Annotated in this window: 14 protein-coding genes; 7 read left to right on the top strand and 7 right to left on the bottom strand. The window is 62.6% G+C overall.

What is annotated here, in order from left to right:
• Positions 1 to 9: 9 nt before the first annotated feature.
• Both FHJ80_RS05160 and FHJ80_RS05155 read right to left on the bottom strand, forming a co-directional pair.
• A complete protein-coding gene (locus FHJ80_RS05160) occupies positions 10 to 918 on the bottom strand; it encodes a hydroxymethylglutaryl-CoA lyase (RefSeq protein WP_139525952.1) in 909 nt (302 codons plus the stop codon).
• A 12-nt stretch (positions 919 to 930) separates the two neighbouring features.
• Positions 931 to 2,127, bottom strand: a complete 1,197-nt coding sequence (locus FHJ80_RS05155) for a CaiB/BaiF CoA-transferase family protein (RefSeq protein ID WP_139525951.1) — start codon at positions 2,125 to 2,127, stop codon at positions 931 to 933.
• Positions 2,128 to 2,309: 182 nt separating this feature from the next.
• On the opposite strand from FHJ80_RS05155, the gene FHJ80_RS05150 reads away from it, so the two are divergent.
• From FHJ80_RS05150 to FHJ80_RS05125, 6 genes are all read left to right on the top strand, one after another.
• Positions 2,310 to 3,221: a LysR family transcriptional regulator gene (locus FHJ80_RS05150; protein WP_139525950.1), complete on the top strand. Its 912-nt coding sequence runs from the start codon at positions 2,310 to 2,312 to the stop codon at positions 3,219 to 3,221.
• Positions 3,218 to 3,943: a haloacid dehalogenase type II gene (locus FHJ80_RS05145; RefSeq protein WP_139525949.1), complete on the top strand. Its 726-nt coding sequence runs from the start codon at positions 3,218 to 3,220 to the stop codon at positions 3,941 to 3,943. The genes FHJ80_RS05150 and FHJ80_RS05145 overlap by 4 nt, the downstream gene beginning before the upstream one ends.
• Positions 3,940 to 4,848 carry a LysR family transcriptional regulator gene (locus tag FHJ80_RS05140; RefSeq protein WP_139525948.1) on the top strand — a complete coding sequence of 303 codons (909 nt, stop codon included), beginning with the start codon at positions 3,940 to 3,942 and terminating at the stop codon, positions 4,846 to 4,848. Before FHJ80_RS05145 ends, FHJ80_RS05140 begins: the two co-directional genes overlap by 4 nt.
• 202 nt (positions 4,849 to 5,050) lie before the next feature.
• On the top strand, positions 5,051 to 6,028 hold the full coding sequence (locus FHJ80_RS05135; protein ID WP_139525947.1) for a TAXI family TRAP transporter solute-binding subunit: 978 nt from the start codon (positions 5,051 to 5,053) through the stop codon (positions 6,026 to 6,028).
• 97 nt (positions 6,029 to 6,125) lie between these two features.
• Complete coding sequence (locus FHJ80_RS05130; protein ID WP_139525946.1) at positions 6,126 to 8,081, top strand: TRAP transporter fused permease subunit; 1,956 nt, start codon at positions 6,126 to 6,128, stop codon at positions 8,079 to 8,081.
• Positions 8,081 to 9,031 (top strand): D-2-hydroxyacid dehydrogenase family protein, encoded by a 951-nt coding sequence (locus tag FHJ80_RS05125; protein ID WP_139525945.1) that lies wholly within the window; start codon positions 8,081 to 8,083, stop codon positions 9,029 to 9,031. The genes FHJ80_RS05130 and FHJ80_RS05125 overlap by 1 nt, the downstream gene beginning before the upstream one ends.
• A 73-nt stretch (positions 9,032 to 9,104) precedes the next feature.
• Here FHJ80_RS05125 and FHJ80_RS05120 read toward each other — a convergent pair whose 3' ends face one another.
• The 5 genes from FHJ80_RS05120 to FHJ80_RS05100 are packed head-to-tail and all read right to left on the bottom strand — an operon-like array spanning position 9,105 to position 15,136.
• A complete protein-coding gene (locus tag FHJ80_RS05120; protein WP_139525944.1) occupies positions 9,105 to 9,350 on the bottom strand; it encodes a formate dehydrogenase subunit delta in 246 nt (81 codons plus the stop codon).
• A gap of 11 nt (positions 9,351 to 9,361) precedes the next feature.
• Positions 9,362 to 10,282, bottom strand: coding sequence for a formate dehydrogenase accessory sulfurtransferase FdhD (gene fdhD / locus FHJ80_RS05115; protein WP_231125646.1), 921 nt, complete (start codon positions 10,280 to 10,282; stop codon positions 9,362 to 9,364).
• Complete coding sequence (fdhF, locus tag FHJ80_RS05110) at positions 10,207 to 13,092, bottom strand: formate dehydrogenase subunit alpha (RefSeq protein WP_139525943.1); 2,886 nt, start codon at positions 13,090 to 13,092, stop codon at positions 10,207 to 10,209. Before fdhF ends, fdhD begins: the two co-directional genes overlap by 76 nt.
• Positions 13,089 to 14,645 carry an NADH-quinone oxidoreductase subunit NuoF gene (locus FHJ80_RS05105; RefSeq protein WP_139525942.1) on the bottom strand — a complete coding sequence of 519 codons (1,557 nt, stop codon included), beginning with the start codon at positions 14,643 to 14,645 and terminating at the stop codon, positions 13,089 to 13,091. The genes fdhF and FHJ80_RS05105 overlap by 4 nt, the downstream gene beginning before the upstream one ends.
• Positions 14,642 to 15,136, bottom strand: a complete 495-nt coding sequence (locus tag FHJ80_RS05100) for a formate dehydrogenase subunit gamma (protein ID WP_139526236.1) — start codon at positions 15,134 to 15,136, stop codon at positions 14,642 to 14,644. The genes FHJ80_RS05105 and FHJ80_RS05100 overlap by 4 nt, the downstream gene beginning before the upstream one ends.
• Positions 15,137 to 15,274: 138 nt before the next feature.
• Here FHJ80_RS05100 and FHJ80_RS05095 point away from each other — a divergent pair, with 138 nt between their 5' ends.
• A complete protein-coding gene (locus tag FHJ80_RS05095) occupies positions 15,275 to 16,351 on the top strand; it encodes a substrate-binding domain-containing protein (protein ID WP_139525941.1) in 1,077 nt (358 codons plus the stop codon).
• Positions 16,352 to 16,372 lie beyond the last annotated feature (21 nt).

Genomic DNA, 16,372 nt, shown 5'->3' with positions numbered 1-16,372 from the left:
AAAACGTATTCAAGGCAGGGCGTAACGACGATCTGCGCTGCCGGCTTTCACCACTTGTCCGGGCGTTTCATGGCCAATCAATGCCGGTAGCGTGGCGGATATGTCCAGCAAGGCAGGCAAATTCACGCCGGTGGCAACGTCCATTTGCTCGAACATATGCACGAGGTCTTCGGTGCAAACATTGCCCGTGGCACCAGGGGCAAACGGGCAGCCGCCCAAGCCGCCCAGCGAGGCATCGAACCGGGTAATGCCCGCTTGCCACGCCGCTAAGGCGTTGGCCAGCCCCATGCCGCGGGTGTTGTGAAAATGCAGCGTAAACGGCACGCCGGGAAAGCGTTCGAGCACTTGGCGGCAAAGCGCCTCTACCTGGGCGGGGTTTGCCACGCCGGTGGTATCGCACAGCGTGACGCCCTCGACGCCCAGCGCTAGCTGCTGCTCGACGAGGGAGAACACGCGTGCCTCGGGCACGTGCCCCTCGAACGGGCAGCCAAAGGTGGTGGAGAGCGAAGCGTTGATGAAGACGCCGCTACCGCGCACCGCCTGAAGGATGGCGCCGAACTGTGTCAGCGACTCTTCCGGGGTCATGCGCAGGTTGGCGCGGCCGTGGGCGTTGCTGGCCGACATGACTAGGTTGATCTCGTCCACGCCACACGCCATTGCCTGCTCGGCCCCTTTGAGATTGGGCACCAGCACGGTCACGTCCACGCCCTCGCGGCGCTGGATGGCGCTCACCACGTCGGCGGCATCGCGCAGGTTGGGAATGGCTTTGGGCGAAACGAAAGACGTCGCTTCGATACGCGCAATGCCGGTGGCGGTGAGGGCATCGATCAGCGCAATTTTCTGCTCGGTAGGGATGAAGCGCTCTTCGCTCTGAAAGCCATCACGCGGGGCCACTTCGTTGATTTGTAACGTCGTCATGGGGGTCTCCACTTAGATGATGCCCGCTTGGCGTAGCTTGTCGCGGGTGGCGGCATCGATGCCCAGCTCGTCGAGTACGTCATCGGTATGCGCGCCGAGCGACGGCCCGCCTTGCCCCAGCCTGCCGGGCGTGGCACTGAGTTTGGGCAGTACGCCCGGTACCTTGAGCGGGCGGCCATCGGCGCGGGTGACGGTTTGAATCATCTCCCGGGCGAGGTAGTGGGGGTCGTTGGCGATATCGGCGGCGGTGTAGGGGAAGCCCGCCGGTACGCGGGCGTCGTCCAAGGCGCTGAGAATATCGTCGCGGCGGCGGGTCTGGGTCCAGGCTTCGATGGCCGCGTCGATCTCGTTGGCGTGCTGGCTGCGGCCATCGTTGTGGGCCATGGCAGGATGGTTGGCGAGGTCGTCACGGCCAATCACGCCCATCAAACGCTTGAAGATGCTGTCGCCATTACCGGCAATCAGCACATACTCGCCTTCGCAGGTACGGTAGGCGTTGGAGGGGGTAATGCCGGGCAGCGCGCTGCCGCTCGGTTCCCGCACCTGGCCGGTGGCATCGAACTCCGGCAGCAGGCTCTCCATCATGGCGAACACGGATTCGTACAGAGCGACATCGATCTCTTGCCCTAGGCCGCTGCGCTGGCGCTCTTGTAGGGCCAGCAGCGTGCCAATGACCGCGTAAAGTGCCGAGAGCGAATCGCCAATGCTCACGCCTACGCGTACCGACGGCTCACCCGCGTGGCCAGTTAAATAGCGCAGCCCGCCCATGGCTTCACCAATGACCCCAAAGCCTGGCTTGTTGCGGTAGGGGCCGGTTTGGCCAAATCCGGATACGCGCACCATAATCAGTTTAGGATTGATCGTGGAGAGGGCCTCATACCCCAGCCCCCAACCCTCTAGCGTGCCCGGGCGAAAGTTTTCGACAATGACATCGGCCTCGGCGGCCAAGCGGCGCACCATCTCTTGCCCCTCTTCGCTGCGCAGATCCAGCGTGACCGAGCGCTTGGTACGGCTTTGCACATGCCACCACAGCGAGGTGCCCTCTTCGAGAATACGCCATTTGCGAAGGGGATCGCCGGTGCCGGGCGGCTCGATTTTGATCACGTCGGCGCCAAATTCGCCCAACAGCTTGGTGGCGAACGGCCCGGCGATGAGCTGGCCAAGCTCTACGACTTTAAGGCCATCGAGAGGAAGCTGGCGGGTGGTCATAATGAACGCTCCTGGTAATGCTGAGCCGTCGCGTCAGCGTGTCTGTATGCCTTGTTGTTCCTCAAGCATCTGTGAGCCTGCTGAGCATCACAATTAGGCAATCAGGAACTAGACGTTCGCCAGCGACGAACCCTTTCGCAGGCGACCGGTACGGCCTACCCCATAACGACGTGGTAAACGTGATGCTGCGATTCGATTTTGTAACGCTAAGGCTGTTCGTCGCTATTGCCGACGAAGGGCGTTTGACCGCCGCTGCCGAGCGCGAACACTTGGCGCTGGCGGCCGTGAGCAAGCGGGTGAGCGATTTAGAAACGCTGGTGGGCACCGAGCTTCTCTATCGCCGCCCCCGCGGCGTGGAGCTGACCCCGGCGGGGCGCGCATTTCTACACCACGCCCGACGTATTTTGGAAGACGTGGCACGGCTACAGGCGGAACTGAGCGAGTATGGGGAAGGGGTGCGGGGGCATGTGCGCATTCACTCCAATACCTCGGCCATCATTGCGTTTTTGCCGCAAGACTTGAGCGCCTTTGCCATGGAGTACCCGCAAATCAAAATCGATTTGCAGGAGCGCACCAGCAGCGAGGCGATTACCGCCGTACGCGATGGCGTGGCGGATATTGGCATCTTCGCCAGCCACGTCGCTGCCGACGAGCTGGAAGTGCGTCCTTACCGGCGCGATCAGCTGGTGCTGGTGACTCCCCACGACCATCCGCTGGCGGTGCATGACAAACTCTATTTACATCAGGCCGCTGAGTACGACTTTGTCGGTTTGCAGCAGGATGCCTCGCTGCAATCCCTGCTCCACGAGCAAGCGAGCCAAGCGGGACGCACCCTGCGCATGCGTATACAGGTGCGCAGCTTCGATGCCATTTGCCGCATGATTCATTACGGGATGGGCATCGGCGTATTGCCGCAGCGCACGCTGTACCGCGATTTGAACGATCTCAAGCTGCGCATGATACCGCTGGCCGACGACTGGGCCACCCGCGAGCTGGTGATCGGTATGCGCCACTACGCAGCGCTGCCCGTAGTGGCTCGCCACTTGGTCGATCACTTGCTCACTTCCACAGGCGCCATCGGAGAGACTCCATGACAACAACAGGCATTGCCCACGAGATTAAAGCGCTCACTTTCGATGTGTTCGGTACGGTGGTGGATTGGCGCGGTAGCGTCATCCGCGAAGGCGAACGGTTGAACCAGGCCAAAGGGCTGACTATCGACTGGGCGCGGTTTGCCGATGAGTGGCGGGCAGGCTACGCCCCCGCGATGAACCGTGTCCGCCAAGGCGAGCTGCCCTGGACCAAATTGGATGACCTGCACCGCATGACCCTCGACCGTCTGCTGGTCGCCTTTGATATTGCCGAGCAGTTGGATGACGCCGAAAAAGCGCATCTCAACCGCGTGTGGCACCGCTTGACGCCCTGGCCAGACAGCGTGGACGGTCTAACGCAGCTCAAGCAGCGCTATATTTTGGCCACGCTCTCCAACGGTAATATCTCGCTGCTAGTGAACATGGCGCGCCATGCGGGGCTACCCTGGGACTGCGTGCTCTCCTCGGAGCTTGCCGGGCACTATAAACGCGACCCGGAGGTGTACCACATGGCGGCCCATCTCCTCGACCTGAAGCCGTCGCAAATATTGATGGTCGCCGCCCATCAAGACGATTTACAGGCCGCTCACCGGGAGGGTATGCGCACCGCCTTCGTGAAGCGCCCGTTAGAGTTTGGGCCCGATTCCACGCCGGACTTGAGCGTCGACCCCTGCTTTGATCTGGTCGCAGAAGATTTTATCGACTTGGCGCGGCAGCTCTCATGAAACTCGATCCCACCTCGCTCAAGCTGTTCGTGAAAGTGGCCGAGCTGGGCACCATCACTGGCGCGGCGGATGCATCGTTCATGGCGACCTCTGCGGTGAGTAAGCGCCTGAGCGAGCTGGAGGCGTACTTCAATACGCCGTTGCTCAAGCGCAATAACCGGGGCATCGAGCTAACGCCTGCGGGCAGCGCACTGCTCAATCTTTCCCGAGGCGTTCTGCACAACTTAGAAGACCTCGACCTGCAGATGCGCGATTACGCCAGCGGCCAGCGAGGCATCGTGCGGGTCTTCGCCAATATGTCGGCGATCACCCAATACCTGCCCCATGAAATGCGTGCCTTTTTCGAGCGGCATCCGGATATTGGCGTGCAGTTGGAAGAGAAGGTCAGCCCGATCATCACCCGTGAAGTGATGAACAACAACGCCGACATCGGGGTCTGCGCGCAGATGCTACACGGCTATGACCTGATCGAGTTCCCCTACCATGTCGATGATTTGGTGCTGGTGGTGCCCCAGCATCACCCGTTGGCCACGCGGGAGAGGGTGTTTTTTCAAGAATGTTTGGACTACCCCCACGTGGGTCTACACACCGCCAGCGCAATTAACTTAGAGATCATGCGGGCGGCCAGCCTAGCCAACAAAACGCTACGTATTCGTATTCAGGTGACCAGCTACGATGCGCTCTGCCTGATGGTTCAGGCGGGGCTAGGCGTCGGCGTGCTGCCTCGTGGGGCGATTCGTCAGTACGTGGATGGGCTCAACGTGACCGTGTTACCGATCGAGGACGACTGGGCACGGCGCAAGCTGAGTATTTATGTCAAAGATTTAGACCGGCTTTCCATGGCGGCGCGAGTGCTGGTGGAGCATTTGACTCAGGCCGCCAACGGCGCTGCAACGACGCTTTGACGCCACGTTGGCGGCGCTGCTTTCGCGTTTGGAGAAGGCAGGTTCATCAATGACCAATGTACAGCTCTCTGGATTGGCGGTATCACTTTAGTCACCGTTAAGCGACTCCCCTTGCTGACTCGGTTCTCGGGAGAGGTGCAGTCCAGGCCTCCCACAGCACACAACATCACAACATGCTTCCCGACGCTTTGAGGACATAACAATGATGACGCTAAAATTACGCCACGTACTTCCTGCTTCTCTGCTAGCCGTCAGCGCGCTGACCGCTGCGACTGCCCAAGCGCAAACGGCACTCAACATGGGTTCGGTGCCGACGGGCACGGGATGGTTCTTTGGTATTTCTGAAGGCGCACGGGTGATCAGCGCCAACACGCCCTACGAAATTACCGTGCGGGAAACCGGCGGCACCCGCGAAAACGCCATTCGCCTCACCAACGGTGAACTGGATCTGGCCTTCACCGAGGCGCTAGTGGGTTACGAGCAGTACAACGGAGAAGGCCGCTTTGCCGATATGCCCAACCCCGATGTGCGCTTGGTGTACTGGATTGCGCCTTCGACCATGCACTGGGCCGTTCGTCAGGACAGTGGCATCGAGACCTTCGAAGACCTCAACGGTGAGCGCTTCAACCCCAGCAGCATCGGCGGGGGTGGCGAGTACATCACCGAGCAGGTGTTCGGCATCCTAGGCATCGAGCCCGATTTCCAGCGCATGCGCGTCAACGATGCGGCGGAAGGGGTCACCGATGGTCGTTTAGTGGGCTTTAGCTATAACGGCGTACCGCCCATTCCGCTGTTCACCGAAGTGCACTCCTCGCGGCCGCTACAGCTGCTGTCACTCACCGATGAGCAAGTATCGACGGTGACCACTGAGCTGCCCTTCCTGTCGCCCGCCATCGTGCCGGCCGACACCTACACCGGCATGAGCGAAGCGCAGTCGCTGGGCATTTACATGGGCATTGCGGCCACCACCGACCTCGATGCCGACACCGTGTATGAACTCACCAAAGCCTACTGGGAAAATCACGACGAAGTGGCTGCTTCCTTCAAACCTGCGGGCAGCGTCGATCCTCAAACCGTGGTCGATACGGCCACCTTCCCGCTGCATGCTGGCGCGCTGCGCTACTACCAGGAATTAGGGCTGGAGATCCCCGCCGACATCATTCCACCTGAAGCGCAGTAACCCGCCCATGCACCCCGCTCCTTTACGGGCGGGGTGGTTTGCTACTAGCCTGACGCGCCGCCTAGCCTCCCCTTGATAGGCGGCGCGGGAGTTCCCCATGGAAACCGCAAAAGTATCAGTCGTCGAAAAATACCAGGAGGATGCAGGCAAGCGGCAGCTTACCGGCGCCTGGTTTATGGTGGCCCGCACGGCGGCGGTGGCAATGGCCATTTTCCACCTCTATACCGCCGTCACTGGGCCGGTGAACACCCAAAATGCGGTGCATTTGCTGTTTGCGCTGCCGTTGATCTTTCTGGCGTACCACTGCCGCGTGCGGGATACCCAGCGCATTCCGTGGTTCGATGTCATTCCGATTTTATTGAGCGTGGTGATCAGCGCCTATTACGTTTATCACTTTGATCGCATCATTTATCAGCTGGGCTACTTAATGCCCACGACGCTGGATCTTGTCTTCGGCGTGAGCGCGATTCTACTGTTGCTGGAAGCCTGCCGTCGGGCGATTGGCCTCGCGTTCCCCATTTTGGTGTTGATTGCGTTGGCCTATGCCGCCTTTGGGCAACATCTGCCCGGCGTCTGGGGGCACGGTGGGTTCCGCTGGGATGACCTCGTTGCCACCTTCTATTTAGGGCCGACCGGCATTTTCGGCAGTCTGATGCGCACCTCATCCACCGTCATTGTCGTGTTCATCATGTTTGGCGCGCTTTTGGTCACCACCGGTGGCGGTGACACCTTCATGCGTCTCTCCAATGCCGCGACGGGCGGTATGGCAGGTGGCCCTGCCAAAGCCGCTACGCTGTGTAGCGCGATGTTCGGCAGCATCAGCGGCAGTACCGCCGCCAACGTCGCCACTACCGGCGTATTCACCATTCCGCTGATGAAGAAAAACGGCTACAGCGCGCGCTTTGCGGCCGCCACGGAGGCCTCTGCCTCGACGGGTGGGCAAATCCTACCGCCGATCATGGGCGCCGCGGCGTTCGTGATGGCCGATGTCATCTCCACGAGCTATTTGGATATCATCAGCGCCGCGCTGATTCCTGCGCTGTTGTTCTACCTTGCCATTTGGATGAGCGTTCACTTCGAAGCCAAACGCCTGGGGTTGAACCCGATTCCGAAAGACCAGCGCCCGACGCTGCGGGAGGGGCTTTTCAATGTCGAAACCCTGCTGCTGCCGCTAGTGGTACTGATTACCATGCTGGTGCTGCGCTACACGCCCACTACCGCCGCCGTGGCGGCTTACTTCACCGCCATGGGGCTATACCTGGTGTCGCCGCGCAGCCAAGGCACGCTCTGGGAGCGGGTGAAATCGCTACCGGCCGCGTTGGAAGCTGGGGCAATGACCGCGGCGATGATTGCGGTCATCATCGGCAGCGTAGCGATCATTGCGGCGGTGATCAGCATCACCGGGCTAGGGTTGAAAGTCTCCTCGCTGATTTTGATGGTGAGCGGCGGTGACGTGCTGGTCACACTACTACTAGCGATGGTGGTGGCCATCATTCTCGGTATGGGCTTGCCCACCGTGGCCGCCTATATGCTGGCGGCGTCAGTGGTCGCCGCTGCGTTCGTCGAGGCGGGCTTGCCGAGCCTCTCTGCTCACCTCTTCATTCTCTACTTTGCAATTTTGTCGGGTGTGACGCCTCCGGTGGCGCTGGCGGCCTACATTGGCGGGGCGATTGCGGGATCCCACTGGTTCCGTACGGCACTGACAGCGACGAAAATTTCCTTGGGCGGTTTCCTGATTCCGTTTATGTTTATCTACCATCCACCGCTGCTCGGGCAGGGCTCCAAGCTGGACATCGCCATGGCGGTGGCCTCGGGAGTGCTGGGCATCATCGCCTTGGCGGCCTCGACGATCGGCTACTTTGCCCGCCCCTGCTCCTGGATAGAGCGCGGTTTGCTGCTGTTTGCCGCGCTGATGCTGATCAACGGTCAGGTCATGACGGACGTCGTAGGTATTGCCGTCATCGTCGGCATCTTCGCCTGGCAGCGGTTTTTCAGCCATTCCGCTAAAGGGGATCGCTCTTTAGCGCGTTCACCGAGCAAGGAGCCGCTTTGATGCACATCGTCATTCCCGATGATTACCAGGATTGCGTGCGTGAACTCGATGCCTTCGCCAAGCTGGCGGGGCACCGGGTCACCATTTACAACGACACCGTCAGCGAGGAAGACGCGCTGGTCGAGCGCTTTCAAGACGCCGACGCGCTAGTGCTGATTCGCGAGCGCACGCCGATCACCGCGTCGTTGCTGGCGCGGCTACCCAAGCTCAAGCTGATCAGCCAAACCGGCGGCGGCGCGGCCCATGTGGACATGGCCGCCTGCCGCGAGCACGGTGTGGTGGTACTGGCCGGTACCGGCTCGCCCTTTGCGGCGGCCGAGCTGACCTGGGGGCTGGTGCTCTCGGCCATGCGACGCATTCCCGAAGAGATGGCAAACCTCAAGGCAGGCCGCTGGCAGCGGACCCTGGGCACTGGCTTGAAAGGGCGCACGCTGGGCGTATTTGGCTACGGCAAAATTGGTCAGTTGGTCGCCCGCTACGGCCAGGCGTTCGAGATGAACGTGTTGGTATGGGGACGTGAAGGCACCCGCCAGCGGGCCGCTGCGGCGGGGCTTGAGGTCGCGGCCTCGCAAGAGGATTTCTTCCAGCGCAGCGATGTGCTCAGCCTGCACCTGCGCTTGAACCCGGAAACCCGCGGCATCGTCACGGCCGCGAATTTGGCCAGCATGAAGCCAACCGCCGTGCTGGTGAATACCAGCCGCGCGCCGTTAGTGGAGGCGGGCGCGTTGGAAGCAGCGCTGAAAGCGGGTCGCCCTGGCATGGCCGCCGTGGATGTGTTCGATGAAGAACCGGTGGTGGAACATACGCTGCTGGCGCTGCCCAACTTTCTGGCCACGCCTCACCTGGGCTATGTAGAGAAAGATAGCTACGAGCTCTATTTTGGCGATGCGTTCGATAACGTACTGGCGTTCGACGCAGGCCAGACCGGGCATAATTTGGCTGAGGCTTGATCTGTCCCATCATGACGATGCAAACGGGGGTGGTCGACTGGCCACCCCCGTTTGTATCTGCGCGCCCGATTTACTACCCCGCCTGGCGCTCGGCGAGCCGCTCACTGAGTAGAACGACGGCACGTTTCGCTAGTGGAGAGAGCTCGGTATCGTCGTGCTCCAGGGTGGCGACCAGGCGCTGCTTCATCGACCGTGCCCAGAAGGTTTCCAGGTGGCGGCAGGTGGCTGCGGCGGCGGCCTCTTCATCGCGACCGCCGCCTAGGTTAGCGGCGATTTGGTTGGTCATGCTGATTAGTTGCGTGGTGTGATTCGACGACATGATGTGGCTCCTTAGCCGTGGGCCACCGCCGCCGTGGCGGGGCGATGGTAGATCAGGTGGCGGCCGGGCCGTGCAAAGCCTGCCAGAAAGAGCCCTGCGGTTTGGGCCTGCTCAACGGCCAGCGACGTCGCCGCCGAGACGGCCACCAGGGCACCGATGCCCACGCTGGCGCATTTATGGACCATCTCGTAGCTGGCACGGCTGGTGACCAGTACGAAGCCGCTGGCCAAAGGCGCGTTCTCGCGCGCTAAAGTGCCAACCAGTTTGTCGAGGGCGTTATGGCGACCCACGTCCTCGCAGAGCCACTGGACGCGCCCCTGAAGATCGCACCAGGCCGCGCCGTGGCTGGCGCCCGTCACGGCCTGGAGCGGCTGGTGGGCGAACAGCTCCTGAAGCGCGCGCTGGATGGCGGCGTCGCTCAGCGACGGCGCGGTGACTGCTGGGATCGGGCGGATGGCCTGCTCCAGCGCTTCGGTGCCGCACAGCCCGCAGCCGGTCCGCCCCGTCAGGCTGCGCCGTCGCTGCTTGAGCTCGGCCATTCGCTGGCTGGCGATGGTGAGGTGAATGGCCAAACCGCCTGGAGCTTCGTGAACCTCTAGGTCGTAGCACTCGTCGGCGCTGTGCAGAATGCCTTCGGTCAGGCTGAACCCCAGCGCGAACGCCTCCAAATCCGTCGGGCTGGCCATCATCACCGCGTGCGAAATTCCGTTGTAGACCAGCGCGACCGGCTGCTCCAGGGCCAGGCCATCCTCGTGGGTGTCGGCATGCCAGCCGTTGCTGCCGCGGCGCTCCTCCACCGGCAGGCGCATGAGCGCGGCCTCGGCCGAAGCCGAGGCATGGCGGGTGTCCGCTGCGCTCATGGCGCCTCCTGGTGCGCCTTGGCCAAATGGTCGCGCTGGGCCTGATCGAAGGCGTTGAAACGCTGTTGCCAAGCCGATGGCTGGCTGACTTTTTCTACCTGCACGGCGGTCACTTTGTATTCGGGGCAGTTGGTGGCCCAGTCCGAGTTGTCCGTGGTGATCACGTTCGCCCCGCTACCTGGATGGTGGAAGGTCGTATAGACGACTCCGGGCTGCATACGTTCGCTGAGTCGGGCGCGCAGTACCGTCTGGCCTGAGCGGCTGGTAATACCCAGCCAGTCGCCGTCGCGCACGCCGCGTACCTCGGCGTCAGACGGGTGTAGCTCCAGCACATCCTCGTCGTGCCAGTACTGGTTGTCGGTGCGCCGGGTCTGGGCGCCCACGTTGTACTGGCTGAGAATGCGGCCAGTGGTGAGTAGCAGCGGGAAGCGGCGGTTGGTGCGCTCTTCCGTCGCCACGTACTCGGTGATCGCAAAGCGGCCCAGGCCAATGGGGAATTCATGCTCGTGCATGGTCGGCGTGCCCAGCGGGTAGTCGGCGTTACATGGCCACTGCAGGCTGCCGTGCTCCTCCAGCTTGGCGTAGCTAACGCCCGCGAAACTCGGGGTGAGCTGCGCGATCTCATCCATGATCTCGGAGGGGTGGGTATAGTGCATCGGGTCGCCCAGGGCGTTGGCCAGCGCCTGGGTGACTTGCCAATCTTCCATACCGGCTACGGCGGGCATCACTTTACGTACCCGGTTGATGCGCCGCTCGGCGTTGGTGAAGGTGCCGTTCTTCTCTAAAAAGCTCGATCCCGGCAGCAGTACGTGGGCGAACTTGGCCGTCTCGTTGAGGAAGATATCCTGCACGATCAGGCAGTCCAGCGACGAGAGCGCTGCCTCGACGTGCTGGGTGTTGGGATCGGACTGGGCAATGTCCTCGCCCTGTACGTAGAGCGCCTTGAAGCTCCCTTCGATGGCGGCATCGAACATGTTGGGAATGCGCAGGCCCGGTTCGTCGTCGAGCTTCACGCCCCACACGGCCTCGAAGCGGCCACGGGCGATGGGGTCGGCGACGTGCTGGTAGCCCGGCAACTCGTGGGGGAAAGAGCCCATGTCGCAGGAGCCCTGCACGTTGTTCTGGCCGCGCAGCGGATTCACGCCCACGCCTTCGCGGCCGATGTTGCCGGTGGCCATGGCGAGGTTGGCGATGCCCATCACCATGGTCGAGCCCTGGCTGTGCTCGGTGACGCCCAGGCCGTAGTAGATCGCGCCGTTGTCGGCGGTGGCGTAGGTGCGTGCCGCTTGGCGCACGGCCTCGGCGGGCACGCCGGTGATGCTTTCGCTGGCTTCCGGCGAGTGGCGCGGGTCTTCGATGAAGGCGCGCCAGCTCTGGTACGCCTCGCTATCGCAGCGACGGGCGACGAACGCCGTGTCTTCGAGGCCTTCGCTGATCACCACGTGGGCCAGCGCGTTGACCAGCGCTACGTTGGTGCCCGGGCGCAGCGGCAGGTGCTGGGCCTCGCCCATGTGCGGCGTTTTCAAGAGATCGATACGGCGCGGGTCAGCGACGATCAGCTTGGCGCCCTGGCGCAGGCGCTTGCGCATTTGCGAGGCGAACACCGGGTGGGCGTCGGTGGGGTTGGCGCCGATCACGATGATCGCGTCGGCCTTCATCACCGAGTCGAAGGTTTGCGTGCCGGCCGACTCGCCCAGCGTGGTCTTCAGGCCGTAGCCGGTGGGCGAGTGGCATACCCGCGCGCAGGTATCGGTATTGTTGTTGCCGAACGCCGCACGGATCAGCTTCTGAACCAAATAGGTCTCTTCGTTGGTGCAGCGGGAAGAGGTGATACCCCCGATGCTTTCACGACCGTAGCGCGCTTGGGTCTCCTGTAGGCGGCGGGCGGCGAAACCGATGGCCTCCTCCCAGGAGACGCTGCGCCAAGGCTGGTCGATGCTGTCACGGATCATGGGCTCGCGGATGCGATCCTTGTGCGTGGCGTAGCCGAAGGCGAAGCGCCCTTTGACGCAGGAGTGACCGTGATTGGCGTCGCCGCCTTTGTAGGGCACCATGCGGATCAGCTTGTCGCCCTTCATCTGCGCTTCGAAGGAGCAGCCCACGCCGCAGTAGGCGCAGGTGGTCACCACGCTTCTGTCCGGCACGCCCTGGTCGATTACGCTCTTCTCCATCAGCGTGGCGGTGGGACAGGCCTGCACGCAGGCGCCGCAGGAGACGCAGTCCGAGTCCATGAAGGCGTCGTTCTGGCCCGCCGACACCTTGGAGTCGAAGCCCCGGCCGTCGATGGTCAGCGCGAAGGTGCCCTGCACCTCGTCACAGGCGCGCACACAGCGCGAGCAGACGATGCACTTGCTCGGGTCGAAGGTGAAGTAGGGGTTGGACTCGTCCTTGACCGCTTCCAGGTGGTTCTCGCCGCTGAAGCCGTAGCGCACCTCGCGCAGGCCGACGCTACCCGCCATGTCCTGCAGTTCGCAGTCGCCATTGGCCGGGCAGGTCAAGCAGTCCAGCGGGTGGTCGGAGATGTAGAGCTCCATCACGTTACGGCGCAGCTTGGCGAGCCGCGCGTTTTGCGTCGTTACCTTCATGCCTTCCGCGACTGGCGTGGTGCAGGAGGCGGGCAGGCCGCGACGCCCTTCGATTTCGACGGCGCACAGGCGGCAAGAGCCAAACGCCTCGAGATTGTCGGTGGCGCAGAGCTTGGGGATGCTGATATCGGCAAGGGCGGCGGCGCGCAGTACGGAGGTGCCTTCCGGCACGCTGAGCGTGACACCGTCGATCTCGAGGTTGACGTTGGCCGCACCGGGGGCTGGCGCGGGGGTGCCGAAGTCGCGGCTGAAGTCGACGCTGTTGGCCTGACGGCGGGGATCGAAATGTTGGATCATGAGTACTCTCCATTCGCCGGGCGCTGGAAGTCGCCGGGGAAGTGTTTCAACGCGCTCTGTACCGGGAAGGGGGTCATGCCGCCCATGGCGCAGAGCGAGCCATCCACCATCGTGTCGCAAAGGTCACTGAGCAGCGCGAGGTTGGCCTCACGATCATCGTCCGCGCGAATGCGGTCGATCACCTCCACGCCACGGGTCGAGCCAATGCGGCACGGGGTGCACTTGCCGCAGGACTCCACCTTGCAGAACTCCATCGAGAAGCGCGCCTGCTCGGCCATGTCGACGCTGTCGTCGAACATCACCACGCCGCCATGACCAATGCCTGCGCCTACCTCGGCGAAGGTTTCATAATCCAGCGGCATGTCCCATTGGCTCTCGGGCAGATAGGCGCATAGCGGGCCGCCTACCTGGACGGCGCGCAACGGCTTACCGGTGAGCGTGCCGCCACCAAACTCCTCCATCAGCGTGCGCAAAGTGGTGCCAAAGGCCAGCTCCACCAGTCCGCCGCGCTTGACGTTACCCGCTAGCTGAAGCGCCAGCGTACCCTTCGAACGGCCCATGCCGTAGTTCGCATAGGCGTCGCCCCCTTCGGCCAGAATGAACGGCACCGCTGCTAAGGAGAGAACGTTATTGACTACGGTGGGGCGGCCGAAGAGCCCCTCGATGGCGGGCAGCGGTGGCTTGAAGCGTACCAGACCGCGCTTGCCCTCCAGGCTTTCGAGCAGCGAGGTTTCCTCGCCGCAGATATAGGCACCGGCCCCCAGGCGGACTTCCAGGTGGAAGGTGTGGCCGCTGTGGCGAATGTCGTCACCCAGGAAGCCCGCCCGTTCGGCGCGGGCGATGGCCTCGTCGAGCACTTTTTTCGCCAGCGGGTACTCGGAGCGCAGGTAGATATAGCCCTGTGTGGCGCCCACGGCGAGCCCGGCGATGGTCATGCCCTCGATGAGCATGTAGGGGTCGCACTCCATGGCCAGCCGGTCGGCGAACGTGCCGGAGTCGCCCTCGTCGGCGTTGCAGACGATGTACTTCTGGTCGGCGGGGGCATCCAGCACCGTCTGCCACTTGATGCCGGTGGGAAACGCCGCGCCGCCGCGCCCGCGTAGCCCGGAGGCCTTCACTTCATCGACGATGGCCTGGGGCGTCAGCGCCAAGGCGACCTCCAAACCGGCGAAACCGCGGTGGACTTGATAGTCGTCGATGGAGAGCGGGTCGGTGATACCGATACGGGCAAAGGTCAGGCGCTGCTGACGGGCGAGGTACTCGATCTCGTCGACCGGCCCCAGCGCTAGCGGGTGACTAATGCAGCCTTCCAGCATGCCGCTATCGAGCAGCTCGGGGACGTCGCTAGGCGTGACCGGCCCGTAGGCGAAGCGCCCTTTGGGGGTCTCCACCTCGATCATGGGTTCGAGCCAGAACAGCCCTCGCGAGCCGTTGCGTACCAGGGTGATGCCTTCGTGCCGGGCGGCGGCGTCGCGCTCCAGGCGTCGCGCGATGGTATCGGCACCTAATGACAGCGCGGTGGTTTCCCGGGGAACGAAGACGCGCACGCTCATGAGATCATCTCCAGGGGCTGCGTCTGTAGCTCGTCCATTAGGGTATCGAACGCCTCGGGCGTGATGCGGCCGCGTACCTCGTCGTTCACGCGGACCGACGGGCCGCAGGCGCAGTTGCCCAGGCAGTAAACGGCTTCCAGGGTGATCTCTCGATCCGGGGTAGTCTGGTGGTAATCGATCCCCAGGCGAGATTTAACGTGGACTTCGAGCGCCCGCCCACCCACCGCCTGGCAGGCTTCGGCGCGGCACACCTGTACTACGTGGCGGCCTGGCGGCGTGGTGCGAAAATGGTGATAAAAGGTAATGACGCCGTGCACCTCCGCGCGGGTCGTCTTCAGCGACTCGGCGATCAGGGGAATGGCGTCTGATGGCACGAAGCCGAAGCGATCCTGCAAGGCGTGGAGGATCGGTAGCAGCGCGCCTGGTAGGTGTTTGAGCGCATCGATCTCGGCTTGGATCGACGGCAGCGACCATTTTGGAGACCCGTTCATCATGTCTCTCCCCGGTGCAAATTGTTGATTATAAATATGCACGTTTTTGCCTATATTTGAATGGTCATTTCGCGTGCATCACGGTTAATTTCACGCTAGCATCAAGTTACGAGCTAAAAAATATGAAAGTTTGTGCCAATGAAAAAAATCTCCGTCATTCCTAGCTGGTGCTTTCGAGACGAGGCGGGACATCAGCTCGACGTACAGTTACTTCGCCTGCTGGGCGCGGTCTATCGACGGGGTAAGTTAACCAAAGCCGCCGCAGAGGTGGGTGTCTCATACCGGCATGCCTGGAACTTATTGCGTCAGGGCGACGATTTTTTTGGCGTGCCGCTCGTGGAACTCCAACGGGGACGCGGTGCCAAGCTATCGCTGCTCGGCGAAAAACTGCTGTGGGCCGAACAGCGCGCGATGGCTCGTCTAGGGCCACAGCTGGAGAGTCTCGGCTCGGAGCTCAACCTCACCATTCAGCAGCTTTGCCAGGGAGCCTCGTCGGTGCTGCGGCTGCACGCCAGCCACGGCTTTGCGGTGGAGCTGTTGCCCAAGCACCTGGAAGCGCTGCCGCTGGACCTGCAGTACTGCAGCCCCCATGAGTCGCTGGCCGCGCTCGAACGGGGGGCGTGCGACGTAGCAGGGTTTCATCTGCCGCGTGGGTCGGTCGGTGAGCGTGTGCGGGCCACGTATGACGGTCTACTCAAGCCTCAGCAGCATCGGGTGATCGGCTTCATTGCCCGCACCCAGGGACTGATGGTGGCCCCAGGAAACCCGCTGGGTATCGACGCGATCACCTCGCTGAACGCGAGCGGCATTCGCTTCGTGAATCGTCAACGCTCGTCAGGTACACGCTCGCTGCTAGACTGCCTATTGGAAGAGTCGCACGTGCCTAGTCATCAGATTCGCGGCTTTGATATCGAGGAGTACACCCACTCCGCCGTCGCCGCCTACGTGGCGGCCGGCATGGCCGACGTCGGTTTTGGGGTGGAGGCAGCCGCCCAAAAATTTGGGCTCGATTTCCTTCCGCTGGCCACCGAGGATTACCTGCTGGCCTGCCACCACCGCGCCTTGAAAGAGCCCCGCGTTCAGCTCTTTTTGAAGACGCTGCGCGGTACGCCTTTCCAGGAGGCCGTTAGCCAACTACCGGGGTACGCCCCCAGCCGGTGCGGTGAGGTGATGTCGGTAGACGAAGTGCTCGACGCGATCGACCCTCCTTCGTGAACGACGTTCGAGAAAAACCAC

Origin of the sequence: Halomonas sp. BL6 (genome assembly GCF_006228115.1) — a bacterium.
GTDB classification, from domain to species: domain Bacteria; phylum Pseudomonadota; class Gammaproteobacteria; order Pseudomonadales; family Halomonadaceae; genus Vreelandella; species Vreelandella piezotolerans.
This window is presented reverse-complemented; position numbering and strand designations above follow the sequence as displayed.